General features: G+C 54.8%; 19 protein-coding genes and 1 tRNA gene. 12 read left to right on the forward strand and 8 right to left on the reverse strand.

Annotation, left to right across the window (positions count from 1 at the left end):
- Positions 1-18: 18 nt before the first annotated feature.
- The 5 genes from B5D61_RS01620 to B5D61_RS01640 form a co-directional block, all read right to left on the reverse strand.
- Positions 19-1,236, reverse strand: a complete 1,218-nt coding sequence (locus B5D61_RS01620; RefSeq protein WP_139372994.1) for an alpha/beta hydrolase — start codon at positions 1,234-1,236, stop codon at positions 19-21.
- Between the two features lie 82 nt (positions 1,237-1,318).
- The gene (locus B5D61_RS01625; RefSeq protein WP_078811545.1) at positions 1,319-4,465 is read right to left on the reverse strand and encodes an efflux RND transporter permease subunit; all 3,147 of its coding nucleotides are present in this window, start codon (positions 4,463-4,465) and stop codon (positions 1,319-1,321) included.
- A gap of 22 nt (positions 4,466-4,487) precedes the next feature.
- Positions 4,488-5,657 (reverse strand): efflux RND transporter periplasmic adaptor subunit, encoded by a 1,170-nt coding sequence (locus B5D61_RS01630; protein WP_176159165.1) that lies wholly within the window; start codon positions 5,655-5,657, stop codon positions 4,488-4,490.
- A gap of 471 nt (positions 5,658-6,128) precedes the next feature.
- Entirely contained in the window at positions 6,129-6,872 is a 744-nt protein-coding gene (locus B5D61_RS01635; protein ID WP_176159166.1) for a platelet-activating factor acetylhydrolase IB subunit, read from the reverse strand.
- Between the two features lie 100 nt (positions 6,873-6,972).
- The gene (locus tag B5D61_RS01640) at positions 6,973-7,890 is read right to left on the reverse strand and encodes a dihydrodipicolinate synthase family protein (protein ID WP_078811548.1); all 918 of its coding nucleotides are present in this window, start codon (positions 7,888-7,890) and stop codon (positions 6,973-6,975) included.
- A gap of 111 nt (positions 7,891-8,001) precedes the next feature.
- Here B5D61_RS01640 and gpmI point away from each other — a divergent pair, with 111 nt between their 5' ends.
- The 10 genes from gpmI to B5D61_RS01690 all read left to right on the forward strand — a co-directional run bounded on the left by gpmI (position 8,002) and on the right by B5D61_RS01690 (position 21,012).
- Entirely contained in the window at positions 8,002-9,555 is a 1,554-nt protein-coding gene (gene gpmI, locus B5D61_RS01645) for a 2,3-bisphosphoglycerate-independent phosphoglycerate mutase (protein WP_078811549.1), read from the forward strand.
- Between the two features lie 200 nt (positions 9,556-9,755).
- The gene (locus B5D61_RS01650) at positions 9,756-9,956 is read left to right on the forward strand and encodes a transposase (protein WP_078811550.1); all 201 of its coding nucleotides are present in this window, start codon (positions 9,756-9,758) and stop codon (positions 9,954-9,956) included.
- A 201-nt stretch (positions 9,957-10,157) separates the two neighbouring features.
- Positions 10,158-14,081, forward strand: a complete 3,924-nt coding sequence (locus B5D61_RS01660) for an RHS repeat domain-containing protein (protein WP_139372996.1) — start codon at positions 10,158-10,160, stop codon at positions 14,079-14,081.
- Positions 14,078-14,839 carry a hypothetical protein gene (locus B5D61_RS01665; RefSeq protein WP_139372997.1) on the forward strand — a complete coding sequence of 254 codons (762 nt, stop codon included), beginning with the start codon at positions 14,078-14,080 and terminating at the stop codon, positions 14,837-14,839. Before B5D61_RS01660 ends, B5D61_RS01665 begins: the two co-directional genes overlap by 4 nt.
- 31 nt (positions 14,840-14,870) lie before the next feature.
- Complete coding sequence (locus B5D61_RS26040; RefSeq protein ID WP_176159167.1) at positions 14,871-15,125, forward strand: hypothetical protein; 255 nt, start codon at positions 14,871-14,873, stop codon at positions 15,123-15,125.
- A 363-nt stretch (positions 15,126-15,488) separates the two neighbouring features.
- Positions 15,489-16,070 (forward strand): adenylyl-sulfate kinase, encoded by a 582-nt coding sequence (cysC, locus tag B5D61_RS01670; protein ID WP_078811554.1) that lies wholly within the window; start codon positions 15,489-15,491, stop codon positions 16,068-16,070.
- 112 nt (positions 16,071-16,182) lie between these two features.
- On the forward strand, positions 16,183-18,054 hold the full coding sequence (locus B5D61_RS01675; protein WP_078811555.1) for a cupin-like domain-containing protein: 1,872 nt from the start codon (positions 16,183-16,185) through the stop codon (positions 18,052-18,054).
- A gap of 41 nt (positions 18,055-18,095) precedes the next feature.
- The gene (locus B5D61_RS01680) at positions 18,096-19,331 is read left to right on the forward strand and encodes a GlcNAc-transferase family protein (RefSeq protein ID WP_078811556.1); all 1,236 of its coding nucleotides are present in this window, start codon (positions 18,096-18,098) and stop codon (positions 19,329-19,331) included.
- Positions 19,332-19,355: 24 nt separating this feature from the next.
- Positions 19,356-19,973, forward strand: a complete 618-nt coding sequence (locus tag B5D61_RS01685; RefSeq protein WP_078811557.1) for a sulfotransferase family 2 domain-containing protein — start codon at positions 19,356-19,358, stop codon at positions 19,971-19,973.
- A gap of 442 nt (positions 19,974-20,415) precedes the next feature.
- On the forward strand, positions 20,416-21,012 hold the full coding sequence (locus B5D61_RS01690) for a hypothetical protein (RefSeq protein WP_078811558.1): 597 nt from the start codon (positions 20,416-20,418) through the stop codon (positions 21,010-21,012).
- A gap of 45 nt (positions 21,013-21,057) precedes the next feature.
- Here B5D61_RS01690 and B5D61_RS01695 read toward each other — a convergent pair whose 3' ends face one another.
- Positions 21,058-21,711: an O-fucosyltransferase family protein gene (locus tag B5D61_RS01695; RefSeq protein WP_078811559.1), complete on the reverse strand. Its 654-nt coding sequence runs from the start codon at positions 21,709-21,711 to the stop codon at positions 21,058-21,060.
- Positions 21,711-22,226 (reverse strand): hypothetical protein, encoded by a 516-nt coding sequence (locus B5D61_RS01700; RefSeq protein WP_078811560.1) that lies wholly within the window; start codon positions 22,224-22,226, stop codon positions 21,711-21,713. Before B5D61_RS01700 ends, B5D61_RS01695 begins: the two co-directional genes overlap by 1 nt.
- Before the next feature lie 626 nt (positions 22,227-22,852).
- Between B5D61_RS01700 and B5D61_RS01705 the strand changes: the two genes are divergently transcribed.
- A tRNA-Arg gene (locus tag B5D61_RS01705) sits at positions 22,853-22,926 on the forward strand.
- 29 nt (positions 22,927-22,955) lie between these two features.
- Here B5D61_RS01705 and B5D61_RS01710 read toward each other — a convergent pair.
- Positions 22,956-23,597: a HupE/UreJ family protein gene (locus B5D61_RS01710; RefSeq protein WP_078811561.1), complete on the reverse strand. Its 642-nt coding sequence runs from the start codon at positions 23,595-23,597 to the stop codon at positions 22,956-22,958.
- A 100-nt stretch (positions 23,598-23,697) separates the two neighbouring features.
- Between B5D61_RS01710 and radC the strand changes: the two genes are divergently transcribed.
- On the forward strand, positions 23,698-24,393 hold the full coding sequence (gene radC / locus B5D61_RS01715) for a RadC family protein (RefSeq protein ID WP_078811562.1): 696 nt from the start codon (positions 23,698-23,700) through the stop codon (positions 24,391-24,393).
- The last annotated feature ends 57 nt before the right edge of the window (positions 24,394-24,450 follow it).

A 24,450-nucleotide genomic window follows, 5' to 3' on the forward strand; every position in this document is an offset into this window, starting at 1 on the left:
TAGGTAGTTCAGAGGTTGTCACTTCACATCCCGCCACAGCCATTCGAGCGCTTCGGGGAGGTGCGGGGCCATGCCGCGGCTGCCGTGGAAGCACTCGGTCCAGTCCATGCGGAAGTCGTAGTTCATGTATTTGAGGCTGGCTTCCATCATGCGGTTGGCCAGAGGCCAGTTGCCGTATTTGTTGTCGAGGTCATTGACGCCATCCAGCAGGTAAACACGGATGGGTTTGCGCTCGGTGACACGCACGAGATAGGGATAGGCGTTGCCGCCGCGGATGTCCACGAAGGTGCCGACCCAGCTCAGGACTTTGTGGAATTTATCAGGCCGCTCCCAGGCGGCGGTGAAGGAGCAGATGCCGCCCGAGGAACCCCCGGCAATGGCCCAGGCTTTCGGGTCCTGGCGGAATTTCACCGGATAGCGCTTTTCCACTTCAGGCAGGATCTCGGTGAGCAGGAAGTTCACATAGGCATCTCCCAAGCTGTCGTATTCAAAACCGCGATTAGCGGCCTTGCTGCCGGGTTTCTGCTCGGGCTTGCGTCCGGGGTCCACGAAGACACCGATGGTGACGGGCATCTTCTTTTTGTGGATGAGATTGTCAAAGACCACGCCAGCACGCATGGGGCCTTTGGGGTCCACATGACGGCTGCCATCCTGCCAGACCATGAGGCAGGCTTCCTCACCGGCCTTGTATTGCTCCGGGATGTAAACGGTGACATCCCGCACGGTATCCGGGAAGATTTTACTCTGCGTCCACTGGAACTTCTCCAGGCGTCCCTGCGGCACACCGGGCTGAGGATCACTGTCGGCGGTGTAGTCGTAGTGCTCCAGATGCACCATGCCAGCCACACGGGCGGCGCCATCCACCTCAATGCGGTAGTTGAACTCCTGGAAATTTTTCATCGTCTGCACCAGCACCTGCAGGCCGTCCTCGCCGACGCGGGTCATGTTACCGATCACGGTGCCGTCTCCACGCGTCACACGCGCGGGGTTCATGTCCATCACGGCCCAGGCCACGGTGGTGGCTTCGATCTTGGTGCTGGGTTTACCTTTCAGCAGGTTCTGGCGGCCAAAGAGGCGGATGATGTCTTCGTGCAGTTGATTCGTCTCGGCGGCATTCTGCGTGCCTTCCAGTCTCTTTTTCAGGGCGATCGGCGTGAGCGGCTCGGCGGCTTGCGGGGCTTCTGCGTGGAGGGCGAGAACAAGGAAAAGGGGGGAGAGAAACAGACGCCGGAACATGGGCTTTCTAAAACGGAGACGAAAGCTCTGCCTTTCGCTCGTTTGTGTTCCGGCACAAGGTTTGTCCTCGCGTCCCAGGTCTTTACGGCGCGGGCTTGGCGTCTGCGTTCTCCCCAGCGGGCTTGCCAGCGATCTTCTCGGCTAGGCTCTGCACCACGACATACAGCCAGGGGATGAAAAACACGCCGATGACGGTGGCGGCGGTCATGCCGAAGCAGACGGCGGTGCCCAGGCTCTGGCGGCTGGCGGCACCCGCACCGCTGGAGAGCACCAGCGGCACCACGCCGAGGATGAAGGCCAGGGAAGTCATGACGATGGGGCGCAGGCGCAGCTTGGCTCCTTCCAGGGCGGCCTCGCGGATGCTCATGCCCTGTTCACGTCGCGTGCGGGCAAACTCGACGATGAGGATGGCGTTCTTCGCCGCCAGACCGAGGAGCATGACCAGACCGATCTGCACATACACATCATTCGTTAGCCCACGAAACCACGCTCCGAGGAAGGCGCCGAAGACACCGATGGGCAGCCCGAAGAGCACAGCGAAGGGCACGGCCCAGCTTTCATACTGCGCTGCCAGCACGAGGAAGACGAAGAGCAGTGCGAGGGCAAAGATGGTGCTCTGCTGGCCCCCGGCTTCCTTTTCCTGGAGGGCGGTGCCGGTCCATTCATAACCGTAGCCTGCGGGCAGGTTTTGCCGGGCCAGCTCCTCCATGGCGGTGATGACTTGACCCGAGCTGACCCCCGGTTTGCCCGTGGCGGTGATCTCGGCGGTGCGATAGACGTTGTAGTGGGGCAGGAGATCCGAGCCAGTGGTGGATTCCACTTTGGCAAAGGTGCTGAAGGGGACCATGCCGCCCTCTGCATTGCGGGTGTAGATGGCGTAGATGTCCTCCGGCGTCATGCGATACTGCGGCTCCGCCTGGACCTTCACCTGAAAGCTGCGACCGAAGAGGGTGAGGTCATTCACGTAGATGCCGCCGAGGTAAGCCTGCAGTGAGGTAAACACGCCATCTAGGGGAATGCCCAGCGTCTTGATCTTATCCCGATCCAGCTCCACGAAGGTCTGGGGCACGCGGGTGCTGTAAAAGGTGAAGACGCGGGCGAGCTGCGGATGCTGGGCGGCGGCTCCGAGAAATTGATCGGCCACGGCTTGCAGTTCCTGCGGCGTGCCCCCGCTGCGATCCTGAAGCTCAAACTGCACGCCCCCGGCATTGCCCAGACCTTGGATCGGCGGCGGTGCGGTGGGGATGATCATCGCTTCGGGGATCTGGCTGACTTTGGCAAAGATGGCAGGGACGATCTGTCCCACCTGCTGGGCGGGGTCTTCACGCTCTTTCCAGTCCTTCAGCGAGACGATGCAGACGCCTGCGCTGGAACTGCGGGCACCGCTGAGCAGGTTCAGCCCGCCAATGGTGATCACGTCCTGCACACCGGGGGTGTCCTGAAGGATCTTCTCCACCTTTTGCAGGACTTTGTCCGTCCGTTGCTGGGAAGCGCCATCGGGCAGGGTGGTGATGACGAACAGATAGCCCATGTCTTCATCCGGCAGGAAGGAGGTGGGCAGTCGGCCTAACAAACCAAAGATGCCTCCGTAGATGCCGAGCAAGAGCAGCGCGGTGATGAGGCCGAAGCGGATGAGCCGACGAGTGATGGCGAGGTAACCCGCAGTCAGCTTGTCAAAGCCGCGATTGAAAGCCCCCAGGGCCCGCCCGAGCAGACCGGTCTTGGTTTTACGCGGACGCAGCAGCATCACACACAGCGCGGGCGTGAGCGAGAGCGCCACCAGGGCCGAGAGCATCACGGACACCGAGAGGGTGATGGCGAACTGCTGATACAGCTTCCCCGTGATGCCGCCCATGAAGGAGACCGGAACGAAGACGGAGCAGAGCACCAGGGCGATGGCGATGACGGGGCCGGAGACTTCGTTCATGGCCTTCTTGGTGGCCTCTAGCGGCGTTAAACCATGCTCAATGTGATGCTCCACGGCCTCCACCACGACGATGGCATCATCCACGACGATGCCGATGGCCAGCACTAGGGCGAAGAGGGTGAGGGTATTGATGGTGAAACCGAAGAAGCCGAACAGGGCAAAGGTGCCGATGAGGGACACGGGCACCGCCAGCATGGGGATGAAGGTGGCACGCCAGTTCCCCAAAAAGATGAAGACCACCAGCACGACGAGCACGAAGGCCTCGGCCAGGGTGTGCATCACCTCCTCCAGGGACGCGGTGACGAAGAGGGTGGTGTCAAAGCTCACCTTCGCCTCCATGCCGGGTGGGAAACTTTTGGCCAATTGCTCCATGCGCTCCCGGCAGGCCGTGGCGGTATCCAGCGCATTGGCGGTGGGGAGCTGGAAGATCCCGATCAAGGCGGCCGCCGAACCATTGATGCGACCAAAGCTGGCGTAGTCCTTGCCGCCGAGTTCCGTGCGTGCCACATCCCGCAGTCGCACCACGGTGCCATCGGGGAGTGTGGTGATGACGATCTCGGCAAACTCCTCGGCATTGACGAGGCGACCCCGCACATTCACAGAGAACTGAAACTCCGTCCCTGCCTCCGCCGGTGGGGCGCCGATTTGACCGGCAGCCGCCTGTACATTTTGTTCGGCCAAAGCGCGGGTGACATCCGTGGCGGTGAGGCCGAGTTTGGCCAGCTTATCCGGCTGTAGCCACACCCGCATGGAGTAGTCCTTCTGCGTGAAGATATTCACCGCACCGACACCGGGCACACGAGCGAGCTGCGGTTGCAGATTGAGAAAGGCGTAGTTGTTCAGGAACAGGTCGTCATACTGACCGTCCTTGGAACTGAGCGCGAAGACCAGGAGCATGTCGGGCGATTGCTTGGTCACGGTGATGCCGTTTTTCACCACATCCGCAGGCAGCTTGGCCTGGGCACGGGCCACGCGGTTCTGCACATCGACCGCGGCGTCGTCGATGTCCTTCCCCACCTTGAAGGTGATCTTGATGGAGCACTGCCCATCACTGGTGCTGCCGCTGGACATGTAGAGCATGTCTTCCGCGCCATTGATCTCCTGCTCCAGCGGGGTGGTGACGGTCTCCTCCACCACTTGGGAGCTGGCGCCGGGATAGGTGGCCGTGACCTGGATGGTCGGCGGCGTCATGTTCGGGTAGCGGGAGATGGGCAGGCTGCGCAGCCCCAGCCACCCCACCAGCACGATGAGGATGGACAGCACCATCGCGAAGACGCGGCGTTGGATGAAGAAGTGAGCCATGGGAAAAGAAGCGGTTCAGCGGTTACTTGGCTTCTGGGGCTTCGGCTTCCTCTTGGGGATTCACCTGCATGCCGGGGCGGGCTTTCTGGACGCCTTCGACGATGACCGTCTCACCCGCTTTCAGACCGCTGGTGACGACGAACTGATCCTGATACCGCCCATCGGTCTTGATGGGGCGTTGCTCCACCTTGTTGCCCTCACCCACCACCAGCACCATCTGCAGGTTCTGCGTCTCGCTCACCGCACGCTGCGGCACCAGGAGGGCCTCGGGCTTCTCCTCCGTCTTGGCCCGCACGCGGGCAAACTGGCCGGGCCTCAGCAGATACTCGGGGTTTGCAAAGCTGACCACGACCTTCAGCGTGCCTGTGCGTGGGTCCAGCGCCCGGTCCGCATACTCAAAGTGGCCTTTGGTTTCATACACGGAGCCATCTCCCAGGAGCAGCTCAAACTCCATCTGCGCGCTGTGCTGCTCCTTCGCTTCTTCATCACCCATGAAGCGACGCTGAAAGCGCAGGTAGTTCTGCTCCGCCACATTGAAGCTGACCCGCATGGGATTGGTGGTGGAAACCGTGGCCAGCAGAGCATTCTGCGCGCTACCGCTGACGTAGTTCCCCACATCCACCTGCCGGGCTCCCACCATGCCATCAAAGGGGGCCACCATCGTGGCATAACCCAGATTCAATTCCGCCGTGGCCAGCGCAGCTTTGGCCGCGAGCAGGTCGGCCTCGGCGACCTTCACCGTGGTGGCGGCGGTATCGCGATCTTGCTTGGAGATGGCACTAGAGGCCACGAGCGGTTCCAGGCGAGCCAAGTCTGCGCGGGCTCGTTCCTGCGTGGCTTCGGCCTTGGCCACATTGGCTTTGGATTGATCCACCACGGCTTCATAGGGACGGGGATCGATTTTGAAAAGCAGGTCGCCTTTCTTCACGAGGCTGCCTTCTTTGAACGGTGCCTCGATGATGAAGCCATCCACACGGGCGCGGATCTCCACCGTCTCGGCGGCTTCCGTCTGGCCGACATTCTCCACATAGATGGGAACCGTCTGCTGGGTGACCTTGGCCACGATCACGGCGGTGGGTGGAGGTGCCGGGGGCGGTCCACTGTCCTTGGGCTTACAGGCGGGGAGCAAGGAACTGCACAAGACGGCTGCACTCAGCCACCCGGCAGGGGCGGATCTCAGAATCGTGTTCATACGGGAGATGAGGTCCCTGCACAGGGTGCAGTGCGAGACGATCATCTGTTAAAACGAGTCTGCCGTCCATCTTAGACTTGGCTATTTTGGGATCGCTATCCTTGAAGCGCGTTTCTGATCACGCCATGAAGGTCTGTTCGGCTGAATCGGATCGGAGGGGGAAAGGCCTTCTCGGTGTGGGTCAGGGAGGCCGCTGCGAAGGCTCTCTGATTTCAGCGTTGGATTTAAACGGGTCAAATCATCGAACCCCAGCCCTTTCGCTGCGGGTTTCACCCCCACTTCGCGGGGCTAAGGAGGATGTCTTTTGGCCTTCAATACCGCAGACCAAATGATCATCCCTCTCCCCGCTTGTGGGGAGAGGTTAGGTGAGGGGCAGGGGTTTGCTCTCAACGCTGCCCAAAAAAACACCCCAAGGCCTGGTTAGGCCTTGGGGCATCTGGGATAGACAAAAGCGGGCGAGGGCGCTGATGCTTATTCGCCGAGCAGTTCCTTCACCTTCGGCTCGATGGCGGCAGCCCACATGTCGTAGCCTTTTTCGGAGAGGTGCAGCAGGTCGGGCATGATCTCGCGGGTGAGGGTGCCGTCGGGCTGGAGGAATGTCTTGCCGATGTCTTGATAGAAGACCTGCTTGTCATCGGCCAGCTTGGCAATGATGGCGTTGGTCTTCTCATTCTGCTGGCGCATGGCATCCGCTGGGGTTTCACCACGGGGGAAGATGCCCAGGAGTAGAATCTTGGCTTCAGGGGTTTTGCTCTTCAGCTTGGCGATGATGGCGGCGACGCCATCGGCGGTCTGCTCGGCGGAGCAGGCATAGACTGCGCCATTGAGTTCCTTCTGCTCGCGACCCACATGACCGGTGTTGTTGGTGCCGATCATGAGCACGATCAGCTTGGGTTTCAAGCCATCGAAGTTACCGTGATCCAGGCGCCACAGCACGTGCTCGGTGCGGTCACCACCGATGCCGAAGTTGGCGGCTTGGCGGTTGCTGTAAAACTTCTCCCAGGTGGCCTTGCCCTTACCTTCCCAACCCTGCGTGATGGAGTCTCCCAGGAAGACCAGCTTGGCTTCGCCTTTCTTGGAGATTTCATTGAAGCTCTCATGGCGCTTCATCCATTTGTCATCGCGTGGCACCGGCTGGGTGGCGACATGGCTGGGGGTGTCGGCAAAGACATTCAGGGTCAGCAGACTGAGGAGGGCGAGGGATGCGATTCTCATGGGGTTGGGTTGTGATAGCGGAGTCATTAACAAAACGGGTGACTTGAGAGCAAGTCACCCGCGTCTGAGCATTGAAACGAAATGCGAGGCAGGAATGGTCTTAACCAGCTTTCGCCAGCAGTTCTTTCGCGGCTTTCTCGATGCCGGGCAGGAGTTCATCCGGCAGCTCTGTCAGCAGAGGCAGCACGGGGCCAGTCTGAGCGATGCCCGCCAGGGCCACGGCGTGATGCAGCACCAGGATGGGGCTGTGGGCATTGCGCTGATCTTCCAGCGGCAGGAAGATCTCGCGGATCTGCTCGGCACGGTCATAGTCCTTAGCGTCAATGGCGCGCAGCAGGTCCATGCTCAGGTTGGGGGCGATGCATACGCAGCCGGCGGTGAAGCCGGTGATGCCAAAGTCACGCAGATGGACGATGGCCGGTTGCTCACCGATGCCGCTGACGATGAGGTCCGGGTTCACCAGATCCACCAGCTTCGTCAGGTAGAGATCATCGGCAGGGTTGGGTTTCACCACCGCGTATTTGATCCAGGAGATCAGGCCGTCATTCACCAGCTCAGCCGCATGCTCGGGGGTGATGTAGGCTTCGTCCTTGATGTAGAGCACCAGTTGCTTACCGGAGACCTCGGCCAGCTTACGGACGGCGGCCACCACGCCAGCGGGCTTGGAGGGGAACAGCGTCGGCAGCAGCATGGCGGTGGGGAAGTCGTAGTTCTTCAGGATCGCCGCCTGATCCATCGCCGTGCCATACATGGGGCCGATGCTGGGCACCATCCACAGGTCATCCTGAGGGGCCAGGTCCTGCAGCATGCTCAGCAGGGCATCGTATTCCGAGACGGCGATGTTGTAGAGATTGGCATTGCCTCCGTAGAGAAGGGTGCGGATGCCCCCGGCGTAGAGATGCTTGATCAGCTTGTCATTCTCCTCACGGCTGAGGCTGAGATCGTCATTCCGGCACAGGGGCGGGACGGCGATGACGGAGCTGCGGAGGTCGGCGGTCGTGACAGGGCTGTTCTTCATAGAAAATCGGGTGCCGTGCAGGAAAGAGGAGCCAGGCGACAGGTCAACTAGAATCGCCGCCGATGACCCGCAGTTGCAGAAACACCGATTTTGAAGCATGAAGCGGCATCTATGGCCAAAAAACCCGTTGTTCTGATTATCCGTGATGGCTGGGGCATCAACCCCGGCGGCAAAGCCCAGGCGGCTGCCAATGGCGACGCCACCCTCCTGGCAAGCACCCCCTTCCATGACCAGCTTTACACCACCTACCCCTGGGCTCAGGTGAGCGGCAGCGGTGAAGACGTCGGCCTGCCTGAAGGTCAGATGGGGAACAGCGAGGTCGGCCACCTCAACCTCGGTGCCGGACGTGTCGTTTATCAGGACCTCACCCGCATCAACAAATCCATCCGTGATGGCGAGCTGGCCAAGAACCCCGTGCTCGTCGAAGCCTTCGAAAAAGCCAAGGGCAAGCGCATCCACTTCCTCGGCCTCATCAGCGATGGCGGCGTGCACTCCCACCAGGATCACCTCGCTGCGCTCTGCAATGCCGCCAAGGCCGCCGGAGTGACCGACATGATGGTTCACGCCATCACCGATGGCCGCGATACCTCCCCCACCGGGGGTGCCGCCTATGTGGCTAAGCTGGAAAAAGACCTCGCCCCGAGCGGAGCCAAGATCGCCACCGTCATCGGCCGCTACTATGCCATGGACCGCGACACTCGCTGGGAGCGCAACAAACTCGCCTGGGACGCCATCGTCCTCGGTCGTGGCGAACTGCGCATCGATACCCCGAGCGCAGCCATCCAGGCCGCCTACGCCACCGAGAAGCGCGGCGATGAATTCCTGCTGCCCATGATCTTCTCCGACGCCAACGAGCAGCGCATCCGCGATGGTGACGTTGTCCTCTGGTTTAACTTCCGCGCTGACCGCGCCCGCCAGCTCAGTGAGGCCTTTTTGAAAACCGGCTTCGAAGGCTTCGACCGCGAGGTCCACCCCCTCGTCTCCTACTACACTCTCACCGAATACGACGCCACCTACTACGACCTCGGCTGCCGCGTCATCTTCGCCCCCGAGAGCCTGCATAACAACCTCGGCCAAGTCATCGCCGCCGCCGGCCTCACCCAGCTCCGCGCTGCTGAGACCGAGAAATACCCCCACGTCACCTTCTTCTTCAACAGCGGGGTCGAGACCCCGAACGTGGGTGAAGACCGCTACCTCGCCATCAGCCCGAAGGAAGTGCCCACCTATGACAAAAAGCCGCAGATGAGCGCCCCCGACCTCACCTTCGAAGTCCTGCGCCGCCTGGAGAACTACGACGCCGTCATCATGAACTTCGCCAACCCCGACATGGTCGGCCACACCGGCGTCGTCGAAGCCGGCGTGCATGCCTGCGAGACCATCGACCTCGGCGTGCGCATGATCGTCGAGAAGACCCTCGCCCTCGGCGGGAAGCTCTTCATCACCGCCGACCACGGCAACTGCGAGCAGATGCGCAATGCCGACGGCAGCCCCCACACCGCCCACACCACCAACCTCGTCCACGGCATCTACGTCGCCGCCGATGCCGACCGCTACACCGTCAAGGACGGCAAGCTCGCCGACATTGCCCCGACCCTGCTCGACATGCTCGGCGTCGCCCAGCCCCCCGAGATGACCGGCGAGACCCTGCTGGTGAGGAAAGCCTAACCCCCACGTGAAAGTGATGCGGGCACTCCTGCCCGCAACTTTGACAATCCTCTCTCCCGAGCGGAGCGTGGCATTCGCTTCGCAGCTAAGCAGCCTGTACGCAAGCCTCTGAAAGAGCCTGATCTGTCCCCCCCCCTCCGGCCTGGCCGAGCGATCCCGCTCGCCAGGCCTTTGCCGTCTTTTGCCGTTATCCGGAACTGATGACGGAAGAGGCCTCGCAACGGGAGCACCCCTTGCGCGATGTGTTCAATGCCGTTCGTTATGTCGTCCGGGCTGGTTGCCCTTGGAGAATGCTGCCCCATGACCTGCCGCCTTGGGCCATTGTTTACCAGCAATGGCAGCGCTGGATCAAGGCTGGGTGCTTGGAGGCCATGGCGCATGATCTGCGCATGCTTTTATGAATGCTGTCTGACAAGAACGCCCAGCCCAGCGCTGTGATCTTGGATGGTTTGTGAGCGTCGTGCGGGCGTCGGTGCGGGCGTCGGTGCGGGCGTCGGTGCGGGGGTTGGCGCTGGCGTCGGGGTTGGCGGAGGTGATGGCCAAGGAGTCGGAAAGGGTGTGGGGGTCGGCGTTGGTTCCTCGACAGTCACTTCAAGATAGTCTTGTTCCACCAATCCAACGTAGGCCACAAGCCGCGTGCCCAGTTCCGTTCCTGCCACAAAACCATCCAGGCCACGCCTGCCTGTGCCTGTGGTGCACTGGGCCCGGATACCTTTGGCCGCAGCGGCCAGTGGCCATCCCAAACTCGGTGGACGCGCTGGCAGCAGAATAAGTTGGATGCCTGGGGAAGAATCCTGGAAACCCGTGTCTATCACAGCATCCCAGTCTCCGGCCCAGGGGTGCAGGGGACAAACTTCGACGCTCAAACCTTCCAATACGATGTGATGGGACGGCTGCGGCGCAGCGTATCGCCTGGCGGCACCATCAACCGCAGTGTGCTGGATGCCCGCAGCCTGCTCATCGCCACGTGGATCGGGACTGATGATGCAGGTGCCACCGATAATGATCCTTCTGGTGGAGGCACTCCTGGCAACAATATGAAACCGGTTTGGCTGGGCGTTTATGATGGCGGCAGCGCTGGCGGAGACGGCAACCTCACCCAAATCACTGAACCGGTGAATGACACCAGTGGGGATGATCGCATCACCGTCAATGCTTATGACTACCGGAATCTCATCATCAGCGTCACGGTGAATGACGGCAGTACCGCTTTCATCACCACCAGCACTTATGACAACCTCAGCCGCCCCACGTCGCAGTCCAGGTTCCATACCAGTGTCGCGACGGCCAACCGCACGCATGAAAGCACCACCGCGTATGATGCCCAGGGGCAGGTCTATGAGGAGAAGCGTTTTTATGTCCATGCCAATGGCACTTTAGGGGATCCGCTGATCACCGGCGTCTGGTATGACCCCAATGGCAACCCCATTAAGCAGACCCAGCCAGGGGCCAAGGTGGTTACGAAAACCGTTTTCGATTCCCTGGACCGACCCATCACGGTTTACCAAGTCGTGGAGGACGCCTCCACGACTGAGGCCAATACCAACGATGTCAGCCTCGACATGGTCATTGAAGAGCAGCAGACCACTTACAACGCTGCGGGGCAGACCGTTTCCGCGTTCATCCGCGCCCGTTTTGATGATGCCACGGGCACGGGGCCCTTGAACGGACCCAATGGAGCTGAGCCCAAATCCCGCGACAGCTTCGTTACCCAGTATCTGGACCCCATAGGCAGGTTGCGGTTCCGCGCCAATTATGGCACCAAGGGCGGCAGCGTCTTCATACGTCCCGCCCTTCATCCTGAGCCGTCCGAGACTGTGCTGGTGGAAGAACAACGCTATGCTGTCGATGGTGATCTTTTGGCTGTAATCGCTGCAGATGGCACTGTGACGGTCATGCGCAGGGACGCTGCCGGACGCCAGACGGAGACGGTGGAAAACTCCCCTCTGCCATCTGTGGAGGCCAGGGGTGGAGCGACAGCCAATTCCCGCATCAGCCAGTATCAATATGCCCCAGATGGCGGCATGGCTCGGCTCATCGTTTATAATGAAGCCACCGGAGACCAAGTGACCACCTGGGACTATGGAACCACCCTGGCCACCAGCGGCGTTGCGCGCAGTGACCTCCAGGTGAGCAAAACCTTACCCGGAGGGCAGGTGGAACGCATGACTTACAACCGCCAGGGCGAAGTCTCTGCTTACACGGACGCCAATGGCAATGTGCACAGCTATCGCCGTGACAAGATGGGCCGCCCGACGGACGATGGCATCACCACCCTGGCGGCAGGTGTGGATGGGCAGGTGCGGCGCATCAGCACTTCTTACGACAACCGGGGCCGGGTGGAATACCTGACCAGTGGCAGCGAGCCAGCCCCGGAGGCTGGCAGCGTCATCAACCAGGTGCGCCTGACTTACAACGGCCTTGACTGCCTGGTGGGCGATGCCCAAAGCCACAGCGGTGTGGTGGACGGATCCACTCCGAAAGTGGAATACCAATGCACAGGTGGTGAAGCCAACATCCTGCGGCGGACCGGCCTGGTTTATCCCAATGGCCGCACCCTCGCTTATGAATACGGCACAGAAGGAAGCATAGACGACGCACTCAACCGCGTGCAGTCCGTGCATGACGATCTGACAGTGCTGGCGGAATACCAGTTTGTAGGTTCATCCATGCCCGTCATCACCACCCTGCATGCGGCAGGCATCCAGAGGCGGTGGAAAAAATTGGCCGGTGCGCCGGACGGCGATGCGGGCGATCCCTACACTGGTTATGACCGCTTTGGCCGGCTGGAGCAGACGCTGTGGCGGCAGACCGGAGGAGCGGAAAACACCTTGGTCCAGGTGCAGTGGGGCTACAACCGAGGTTCATCCAAGACCTGGCGCAAGGACCTGCTGGCTCCGGCGGCCACGTCCCAGGACCAAGCCTATAGCTATGACGGGCTGCAACAGATCAAGCAGCGCCAGCAGGGGCTGCTGAACATCAACCGCACGGCGATCGGTGGTATCCCCGCGCAGCAGGAAAACTTTGTGTATGACCCCAGCGGCAACTGGCAGCTCTATCAGCACCAGGCTGGAGGAGTGATGGATATCAACGAAGGCCGGATCAACAACCGCAATAACCAGATCACGCAGGTGTATCCAGACAGTGCGGAAACCCGGCACCCAGGCTACGATGCCAACGGTAACATGACCGAACCCCCCACTGGCGAGGCCCTTGAAGGCCCGGGCCGGAAGATGGTGTGGGATGCCTGGAACCGGCTGCGCAAGGTGCAGGATGAGGGAGAGCCCTTGGCAGAGTATGAGTATGACGGGAAGTTCAGGCGCACGCTCAGCAGCGATGCAGGAGGCACGCGGCATTATTACTACAATGACCAGTGGCGCAGTGTTGAAGAACGGCTGGACAGCAGAGAGGAACCGGAGCGCCAGTACGTGTGGCAGCCGGGCAACCGCTGGGAGTTGATATTGAGAGATCGCTCCCCAACCAACAACGGAGTGCTGAGCGAGCGTCTTTATGCGCTGAAAGATGATTTGGATATCGTCGCCCTAAGCGACGATGATGGGACGGTCGTTGAGCGCTTCAGCTACAGTGCCTATGGCCAAGTGACCTTCCTGGATGCCGCCTTTGAACCGCAGTCAGGCTCAGCGCATGACTGGAACCTGCTGTTCCACGTGGAGTTCGCCGATCCGATCACCGGCTGGATGAATTATGGCTTCCGGTATTATTCAGTGGAGCTGGGGAGATGGCTGTCCAGGGATCCGATGAGGGAGGCTTCAGGGCTGAATCTTTACAGTTTCCTGGATAATACTCCTGTAAGTTTAATAGATCAATATGGATTAAGTGGCCTGAATGCGGACGGCACTCGACAATATGAAGGATTTGGGGATTTTGTCGTAAGTTCTATCGCGAGTGTGGGGCAAGATACATGGATAGCGGCGTCGGAATCCTCTATCATGACTGGGCTTACTAATGGTTTCGCTGGTTTTAGTAATGACTGGTTACTTGGCATTCCTAACGCAGTCGTGGGCTTGGCCGGAGGTGATTTGATGTATGGTGTTGATAAAAATTCTGCCTCCTATAATAACGGTGGGATGGTATCAACTGGACTTGGATTAGTAACAGGAGCGAAGAGTTTATTGAATATTGTTAAGAATGGAGCAAAAGGTTCTTTAAAGAGATTTATTGGAAAACACGCGGCATTTCCTAGGGGGAATGTATTCAAGGAATTCTCACATTTCATTCCTGATGAAGTAGTCCAAAATCTAGCAAAAAAAGTTGGTGGAAAGATTGGCAATGCAATCCGAGCTCTCGGAGATAGTAGGTTCAATGGTAATATTGTTTCAGGTATTAAACATGCGATGCATGATCCTCAACGTTTCAGACTTATGAAAAAGGCTTTTGTAGATTTTGAACAATTAACAGGAGTGAAAAAATGGGCCGATCGGTTTCCAAAAGCCTTATCTGGACTCCTCGCAAGTGCTCATACTGCTGCACAAGGAGTGGCAAAATTCTTTTCTAAATGCCCATGATTAACTGGATAAAAAAAAAGAAAGAAGAAAGCTTTTTGAGAAAATGGCTCAAACTGGCTTTAAATGATCCTATTATTAAGCAAATCTTAAAAGTTGATAAAGCTGTTTTTTCTATTGCGGATCCAGTTTCGATACTCTCGATAGAAAAGCCCGGTAAGATGCTCCTAGGGCAATATTCAGGAGACTGGCCAAAAATAAAAGGGGCATCACCTGATTGCTTATTTAACATCGGAAAGCTGGCTAACTCCATTGTTGAGGAAGGCGTTACAATTTCAGCTGTAATCGTTTCAAAAAGGGTGATTGGTTTTCTTTTTACGCCAATCGCAAACAGTTTTTACAATTTAACCAAATTGGTATGCTTTTATCCAAGTAATGAAGCTACACTACTCTCATCTGGGTCAGTATCTATACCCAAAAACTTTCCTTCATGGCTTCCAGAAGAGGATTGGACGCCTGGCGAAGTGGATAATAACTATTATTTGCCTGGTAAGTATGAAAACGCGGATATATGCGAGTTGTTTAGGTGGTTTCACACTTTACACCACCAAGAATATTTATTAACGCGACCTGGAATTGAAGATGAAATTCAGCTTCATAATGCAAACTTCCTCACTATTGGACAAGATGATTGTGGGAATTTATTAGCTCTGAGTAGTTCTTCATCTTCAAATCTTGTTTTGATTAACCATTCATCTCTAAAAGCAATAACTATCGATGGTGGGATTAGAGTTTTTTTAACTAAAAATAATTTCCAATAAGTTTTCCGATCTGGGATCATCTATCTTAACGATGGAACCAGCAAGTTCAGGCGCGTGGGCGGGAGATAAAATTTTATCGGGATTTAAAGCGGCCCAAGCTAGTATAAAAGGATTTCAAAGATCTAATGCATTGAATTCAGCAAACCTGTCTCAAAAAACCTTGGCATATGGAGATACAATTACCCGGGCATCTGCCTCGTCTCAATGGGGTTCTAAAGCTGGCACTACTGTAGGTAATGTTGTGGGGAGTTTTATTTCTAATGCAACATTTTTTAGTGATAAGTAGAAAATTTCATCAAGGATAAAATAAACAATACTCTTCCATTTTCATCATCACGAGTTACCTCTAATTGCCCGTAGAAATATGTTTAAAATTGCTCTGATGTATTGGTTGAAGTATACAGGTTTGTTTATTGTTACTTGGCTCATACTTTATTTTTTTGGAATATTAAATAATGGCGAATTTATCAGGGCTATTTGTATAAGCCCTGTTGCAATGGCAATACTCGTGACAGTCATAGCGATTCATATTCACAAAACATAGAGTGAAATTTGTGTGACCAACCTTATGGCTTCATAATGTTGATTTTACAAATCTTGGCAGTTCATGTTTAAAAGCGATTAGCATATTCCAACGCGGACGATATTAATGCACACCTTCAATTACAAAGTCGTTTGGATATTAGGTCTTCCCAGTGCGGGTAAATCTACCTTGGCGAGGTCTTTGCAAGTACGCATTCATGAAATCGGGTTAGGATGTTTAATGCTTGATGGAGATGAATTACGAGCAGGGCTTTCTAAAAACCTTGGATTCAGCGCCAGTGACCGGGAGGAAAACATTCGGCGGGCTGCAGAGATTGCCCATTTGTCAGCTAAATCTGGTATTTTATCAGTCGCTGCATTCATCACTCCTCAAGAAGTGCATCGGAACGTGGCTCAGTTCATTTTGAAAGATGTTCCGGTGCTGTGGGTCTGGGCAAAGTGTTCCCGCGAGGTTTGTTATCAACGAGACGTCAAAGGATTATACCGAAAGCATGCCAACGGCCACCTTTCTAATCTAACAGGTGCCGACGGAGAGTTCGAAGATCCCCCTTCTTCTTTCCTCCAAATCGATACCGAAAATAATGACATCGAGGACTCAACAAATCTGATTTGGAATCAGCTATTTTGTCTCGATAAGCCGGGCTGTGAGAGAGGTGGCACATTCAGACAAGATAAGGTGCTACGGTGAGCTGAAATAGTCTTTTTTTTAGAAGGAGTCCAAAAAGAATAAAGTGAATGATTGAACAGTAGATTTTCAGATTGCCTATTTAATTGCTAGCGAATTGGGAGCATTCTAAAACATGAACACCGCCGCCATTAACTCTTTCCAAATAACGCCGGATTGGATCCAATGGATTGATGAAAACCTCCGTTTATCAAAAAGCCACCATTCTATAGTGGAGGCGATGGTCGAAAAGGGCTGCCCAAAGACTTTAGCCACAGGTCTCATTCAAGAATGCTCTCAAATTTCCAAGAGATCCACACTCGAGCACAACCAGCGATTTAAAAAGACGAAGTGGATTCTCAATAGTCTGCGTGAGCTGCAACTGGTCAATCCGTCTCCGCCCATTGCTTTCCGAACCAGGATCGATCGAGATGAATTTTATGATCAATTTTATGCCAAAAACTTTCCGGTAGTGTATCGGAATCCGGCCTCCATTCAGCCCATTGTTGAACAGTTTTCCTGGCACCGCCTGACTTCAGAGCATGGGGAAACGGTCGTCGAAATTCAGGAGGGACGGTCTCTGAATCCCAATTTCGAGCGTGAACATTCTGCGCTCAGCTCGGAGACGAAATTGTCTGAGTTTATCAGTCGAGTCAAGGCTGCCAAGGATAGCAATGATTTTTACATGACGGCTAGAAACGGTTCGGTCAATGCAAGGCTCCTCGAATCCGTCGTGGATACATCCACTCTCTGCACGGAGCTTCTCGATGGGACACAAGCTAGAGAGAAAGTCTTTCTCTGGATCGGGCCCTCTGGAACCTACACTCCGGCGCACCATGACCTCACGAATAATCTCTTTTTCCAGATCAAGGGTCGGAAAGAGTTTAGACTCTCTTCCAGCCTATCCCTTCTAGAAGTCAATAATGACTATCATTGCTACTTGTCTTCCACTTTAGAAGAGATTGATGCGGCAAGGTCCGCTTCTGGCCTCTCCAAGATCTCATTTACGGTGACGTTAGAGGAGGGGGATATTCTTTTCATTCCGTTAGGTTGGTGGCATGAGGTCAGGGGGCTATCTGCCTCCATCTCACTCTCAGCCACTAATTTCAGAGCGAGAAACGATTTCCACAGCAGTTACCAATTCTACGGGAGACTGGACGAAATAAGTTTGCCTGAGTCGGTTGGCAGGAATCCGGCTTCTAACAAAGAGAATGAAATGGAGTCCTGGTTGAACTGGACCCGAGAAAACATCCATCGAGGCTGTGATTTATCTGACTTATGTCAGCAATTACTCGAGAAGGGCCCAAAACTCGAGGTCGAGCGCTCCGCCCCCCCTGCACAGGCTGGGAAACCTGGCTACGACTATGTGGCGTCGTCGCGGATCGTGCCCACGCTATTAAACGCCGGGTGTCAGCGATTTGCACAGGTAGGTGATGCCGACTTCCAGCTTTACATCGGAGTGGACTTTCTGTCGCAGGATTTGTGTCGATCTCTCTCTGAGAAGATCAAGCAAAACTCCCTGCCATCTACTTTGACAACCATGGAGAAGGATCTGGAGTTCAGAACAAGTTCGACCAGTCATCTGGATATCCTCAAGGATCCCGAGGTTATTGATCTTGATCGTTGGATTGCTGAATCTCTCGGAATTCCGTTGGAATACTCAGAACCCATCCAGGGGCAAGTCTATGGGCCGGGTCAGCAATTTAAACTTCATACCGATTACTTTACGCCGAGAACTCCAGAATTCGTTGAGCATGCAAGCATACGCGGTCAAAGAACGTGGACCTTCATGGTTTATCTGGAAGCGCCAGAAGAAGGCGGATCGACGTTCTTTAAAAAACTGAATCTGGCGGTTCCTTGTCGTGCTGGAACCGCTGTCGTCTGGAACAATCTCAAGGCTGACGGCTCGGTCAATCCTCATTCCTTACATGAGGGAACGAAGGTTCATTCAGGCATGAAAGTCATCATCACCAAGTGGTTCAGAGATAAAAATAACAAGGCCTCATAGAACCCTCAATGAATTGAGTTTTTACTCTACACCACCGCATTATGATTTTTGTTCAGATTGCAGCTTACCGTGATCCAGAGTTATTGCCGACGATTCAAGACTGTCTTGCCACGGCGAAGTATCCCAACGATTTAAGATTTGGCATTTGTTGGCAGACAGACCTCGATGATCACTCGATCTCTGAATTTCAAGATGACAAACGATTTCGCATTGAACGAGTCCATTGGGTAGAGAGTCAGGGCCTAGGCTGGGCGCGGTCCAAAATTCAAAAGTTGTATGAAGGTGAGACCTACACGCTTCAGTTGGATTCCCATCATCGATTCGCCGAACATTGGGATGAATTCCTGATCGAGTCGCTCGCGACATGCGGGAGCCAAAAACCCATCGTCACGACTTATGCCGGCATGTATGATCCGACGCAGAATATAAAAATCCAGCAACCACCGTCGAAGATGGTGGCAGAGAAATTTACTCCATCTGGCACAATTCTATTTCGCCCTCATCATATCGGGGGCTGGCAGGATCTTGATAGACCAATACCTGCACGATTCGTTTCTGGACATTATTTCTTCACTCTGGGTTCTCATTGTGAAGAGTATTTATACGATCCTAACATCTATTTTGCTGGAGATGAAATTAGCCTTAGCATCCGCTCTTATACAATGGGTTATGACCTCTACCATCCTCACAGGAATGTGGTGTGGCACGAGTATACCCGTACTGGCAGGACCAAGCATTGGGATGATCACATCACGAAAGCCGTGCCTCAAGGCGTGACAACGGAGTGGTGGAAGCGCGACACTCTCAGCAAGAGGCGACTTCGGAAATTACTCAGGGAGGAGGAAAATGAGGAGAACTTGGGAGTCTATGGACTGGGCACCATCCGAACGCACGAGGACTACATGCGATACGCTGGTATTGATTTTGCCGGTCGGCGCCTGCAGCGCGATACTCTGAGCGGCGTGAATCCACCAAACACTTATGTTGACGATAGCAGTTGGGATGAGGGTTTCATGAAGATTCATCGACTGAACCTGCAATGGAAGGGGGAGGATGTGAGCCAATGTGACGATCTAAAATTCCTCTATATCGGTGTCGAAGATGCGCAGGGTAATGTGATTTATCGTTATGATGCGACTCCTGGTAGCGTCGAGGCACAGGCTGGAGATGGCTGTAAAGCGGTGGAATTCCACGCGGAGAGAGAGCCATCTATTTTGGTTCTATGGCCCGTCAGCCAATCGAAGGGATGGCTGAAAAAAATTGTTTATCCTTTGTAGAGTTATTAACTTCTTTTTAAGGCTATGGTCTATCCCAACCCTCAGATTTACCACGACCTAAAAGCCATGTTTGTGCATGTGCCTAAAGCGGCGGGAACATCCATTGAGAACACCTTGCTTAAATACGACAGTCTCAGTATCTGCGGGGGTCATACGACGGCAGTGGGTTACCGGAGGGCGTATCCTGATCATTTTGAGACCTATTACAAATTTTCTGTGGTTCGTCACCCGGTTGACAGATTTCTATCCGCCTATTCTTACTTGATCAGTCGGCCCATCAATGAAGGTTTAGCCAATCGAGTCGTTCATGAATGTGGCGATATCCAATCCTTCATCGACAAAGCGCTCAGCGATCCTGCCGTCCTTGATCGAATTGTGCACTTTCTTCCTCAAAAAAAATTTATCTGCGATGGGGATGGCCGGATCTTAGTCGACTCAGTCTTCAGGTTCGAGAAGCTGGACGAGGCTTGGCTAGAGATATCAACTCGATTGGGCTTTGATTATCAACCGCTCCTTAAGTTAAACCCATCTCCGAGGCTTGATGATCGTGACGGACTCGCTGCGAGAATTCATGACCTGATGCAAAGGGTCTATCGAGACGATTTCTCGATTTTTCAATATGAGTTCGATTCCCATCACTAGAGACAATGCGCTTTTATCGAAACCGCAGACTTTGGTCATAGGAAATGGTCCAAGCGCTATTTGCTCCGACAGATATGGAGAACTGATTGATCAGTTCAACGGCATCATTGTTCGCTTCAACCGATGCAGAATTCAGAGGCTTGAACGATTCGTAGGGAGTCGAACAGACATTTGATCGTCATGCGGAAATATTGGCGTCCGTCAGCTGGGGCAGAAGATCAATCTCCTTGGAACCCATATCCATTTTTCTAAGGCAAGCGAAAACGACTGGCGGAAGTTTCAAAGCGATCCACGAGAACACGATAGTGTCTCTCTTGAGACGTTCAATCAGACCGTTTCTGAGCTCCAAGCCTACCTATCCAGTGGAGTTCTTGTGATCAATCACCTTCTGAACTCGGGTTATGCCGTATGGATTCACGGATTCGATTTTTTCAATCCCGCGATGGACCATCATTATTATGAGCAGGGAAGAGTCACACTTGCCAGAAACGGCCACCAACCGTTGAAAGAGGCGGCGTGGTTTTTAGATCGGATCAGGAAGGGCATGATCTCCATCTGGCATCCGGCTGGAGTCGATTTGCCTGAGATTGGAAGCCTTTCCCAACTGGGGCTTTTTTTGGGAAGAATGGGATTGAAGGGAAAAGGTGTTTTATTGAATGCAAATCACGACCTTCTAGAGCATACGCTGACTCATTATTCTCCTTTGTCTGTTTTGAGTGTGTTTGAAAACAATGTTTATAAAACCATTCATTTGTTAGAGCGTGAGCTTCGTCAAGAGCTCGTTTCCGCAACTCAGGTGAATGCAGCTTGCTTCACCGACCAAGATTTGGATTTTGTCTTTTTTGGTCATCTCAACAATCACCGATCTGAATTGACATCTTGGTTACCCAAGCTGAGTCACGCAGGGATACTGTCAGGGCGAGTTGTTGGAGAGCGTAGCGAATCGGATTTGCATTCAATTTCGGTGGATCTCGACATGCGATTGAGATTTATCCAGGACAATCCGACGGATCTATGGTTCATGTTCCGCGATCATTGAGTCATGATGAAGCTCCGGTAACTCAGAGGGTGGCTATCTGACAAATTAGATCACAGGCTTCACCGACTCAGGCCATTCCCGATACCATGACTTCCATCCAGTCGAAATGGGTAACTCGGTGCGGTTCCAGCTAAAAGGTCCCTCCCTTGTCTCGAGGTAAACTCCCCGATTGAAAGGAATGGGTCTGTCGTCAAATCCATTGCTAATAAATTTGAACTCTGACGTTACATCGTCCGTGGAGCCATTCATCTGAGTAGATAATCTGTGGCGTAGCCTTCCCCTGTGAATCATGGCGGTATAACTGCTCCCTGGAGTCCCTGCGAACTGCTCCGAACGCTGCAGGACTAAATTACAGATGAGACCGAAAGTGGTTTCATCTGTGAATGGAAGATTGGAAAATCCGTCTGAATGGTTTTTCACAATGAACTCGTCCAAGAAGATGTGGTTGGGAAATGAATCCAAAATCTCGCTGAAAAACAAAGTATTTTCAGGTTCATCGGTAGATATGACAAGAAACTCCTCTGGCTTAAAAATAGACTGCAGGGTATCGATGATGTCCCTCTTATATTTTTCTTCCGATCTGGGCTGGAACCCTCGAAAGTCGGTCAAGCGGACATGAATAGCACAGAATGTTTTCAAGGATTGGGCGATCTTATCCGCAAGGTCATTGTAAGGATCCTTCATTTTTATGTGTTCCATTACGGAATGGAACCCAGATGGTGGATCAAAAAAAACCGGGAATAATAACCTAGGTTCACATTTCCTAAGTGAAATATTTCACTCTTCGGATCAACCAGCCATGTCCGTTCTTCTGAAAAATTCTCCAATAGTTTCTTGCGTTCAGGCTCCTCGAAATCCATCAGCGGACAGAAAACAGATTCGTGTAGGTGCGCCGCACAATCGGTTGTTTCCAGATGTTTGCCAGCAGTAGTCGTTTTAAATTCCGATAGTATCATGCACGGAACAGGTACATGATCAACCAAGTCTAGGATGTTAGGCCTTACTGTATTATTGATTATATTTCTCCGGCTTTCAGGGATAAATTCATACCTGCCGCCCCGGCAATAAGTAGGATGTTGATTGGGGCCAGCTGTGCCGTAATAGATAAGGATTCGCTTAGTTACCCAGGCTATCCCGACTGCAAGTTCCAAAGACATCAGATCGTTGTTGAATCCAGACTCGAATCCCTTGTAAAGTAAATATCTTTCTGGCATGAAGTTATTTGTTTAAATTTGGCCTGAATGTATGATGTTTTCCGCAGAAGCGGCGAGGATGATTGTAACTTGATTTCAAGAATAAATTTATAGCATTGTTAATTTTGATGAAACTGCCCCCTCGGCTGCAAAATGTGATCCAATGGAAAGAAACCGTGTTCGTAGAAAATGACTTTTTTCTGACTATTCTGAATTCTACGATAGGGTTTCACCGGGGTGTGTTTTAAAACTGGTTTCTGAGGGATAAAGAGTAGATGCCGAGGAGAGCACCGGCCATGTAGGAAGCGGCGGTTTTGCGTCGCGAGTGACAAGACGCCGGCTCGATATTTTAGATGCAAACGCATCTCTGGAACGATCCAACCCCAATTCCTCCCAGGGAATGGAGGCTGTCGAAAAAGAATAAGGCGACGCCCTGAGATAGACCGCTTGGCTTACAAGACTTGCCGTCGATGTAAAAGCGGGCATAATACCCGCTGGATTCATGACGGCATTGATGCTGAGTTTTTGGGTGCACCACGTGTTGGGGACGGTTTTGCAGTCTTCCTCACGAAGTGTTTTTAACTGGTGTATAAACACTTCAAAAGCCGCTTGTGCCGCTCGTGCATCCCTTGTAAATCACAGCAAAAGCGCCCGTAGCTCAGTGGATTAGAGCACCGGATTTCTAATCCGATGGTCGTTGGTTCGAATCCAACCGGGCGTGCTTTGTGGGATTTTCACGTTCGTTAGCGTTCACCACCTAGCCCAGGCCCAGTGGAGGCCGGAGAGGGTGATGAGGGCGAGGGCGGGCTGACGCACGCGTGGATGATACCAGGTGCGCTGCCACCAGGGGCTGAAGAGTAGGACGAGGGCGAGGATGAGGGTGAGCTGGCCGAGCTCGACGCCGAGATTGAACCCGAAGAGGGCGGAGAGGGGGCTGCGCCGGATGTTCTCAGCCTGGACGAGGCTGTGAGCGAAGGCGAGGCCGTGGATGCCGCCAAAGGCGAGGATCATGAGCGGGCGCCAGCGCTGGAGCAGGGCGGGGCGCAGACCCTCCAGCCCGAGCAGGGCGATGCTGAGGCCGACGCCGAGCTCGACCCAATGCACGGGGATGTGCAGACCGGTGAAGACGACGAGGCCGAGTACGAAGGAGTGCGCGGCGGTGAAGAGCGTGGTCTGGAGGAGCAGGGTGGGGAGTTCCCGGGAGAGGAAGAAGAGGCCGAGGATGAAGGCCATGTGATCCAGCCCCTCCGGCAGGATGTGGCGGAAGCCGGTGAGGGTTTCATCGGCGAAGGTGCGGAGGTCAAAGCTGCTGGCCAGCAGCGGGAGCACGTCCTGCAGGCCCAGGAGGAGCAGCAAGGGTAGGAGGAGACCGGTGTGGAGGCTTTTCAGCATGCGGCGGGGGAAAGAACGGACGCGGCTATAAACGCGCCAGCAGGAGTGTGTCTGCGAATTTTTTGCGTTGCTGAGGATAAGACTTCAGCCTAGTTGAGACATGTCGCATCGCATCCACGATTTGCCCGAGGAGGACCGTCCACGTGAACGTCTGTTGAGACTGGGGGCCGGGGTCCTGACGGATGCGGAATTGCTGGCGATCTTCATCAATACGGGCACGAAAGGGGAAAATGCGATTCAGGTGGCGCAGCGTCTACTGCGGGAGGTGGGCACCCTGAGGCAGCTCTCGCGCACGAGCCCGGCGGAGCTGGCGGCAAGTCGGGCGCTGGGTCCGGCAAAGGCGGCTCATTTAGCGGCGGCGTTTGAGCTGGGGAAACGAGCGGAGCGGGAGTGGGTGAAGGAGACGCCGCTGAATGCCCCGGAACTGATCTACCGGTATCTGGCGGCGGAGATGCAGTGCCTGGGGCATGAATCGGTACGGGTGCTGCTGGTGAATACTCGGCTGCATCTGCTGCGGGATGAGGAGGTCTTCCGTGGCAGTGTGAATGAGAGTGTGGCTCACCCCCGTGAGATCCTGCAGCGGGCGATTGTCCATAAGGCCTATGGGTTTGCCATCGCTCACAATCATCCCTCAGGGGATCCTCGACCCAGTGAGGCGGATAAGGTCTTCACGAAGAAGCTGCGGGAAGGCGCGGAGATCCTGGGCCTCACCTTCCTGGATCACCTCATCATCGGTCTGCCAGCAGAGGGCAGGGGACAGCCGTATTTCAGCTTTCGGGAGAGCGGGATGCTGTGAGGGGAGGTAGTTGTCGAGGTAACGTATACCCTGGGGAAAGGAGGCTCTCAATCTGAG

Origin of the sequence: Prosthecobacter debontii (assembly GCF_900167535.1) — a bacterium.
Classification (GTDB): Bacteria; Verrucomicrobiota; Verrucomicrobiia; order Verrucomicrobiales; family Verrucomicrobiaceae; genus Prosthecobacter; species Prosthecobacter debontii.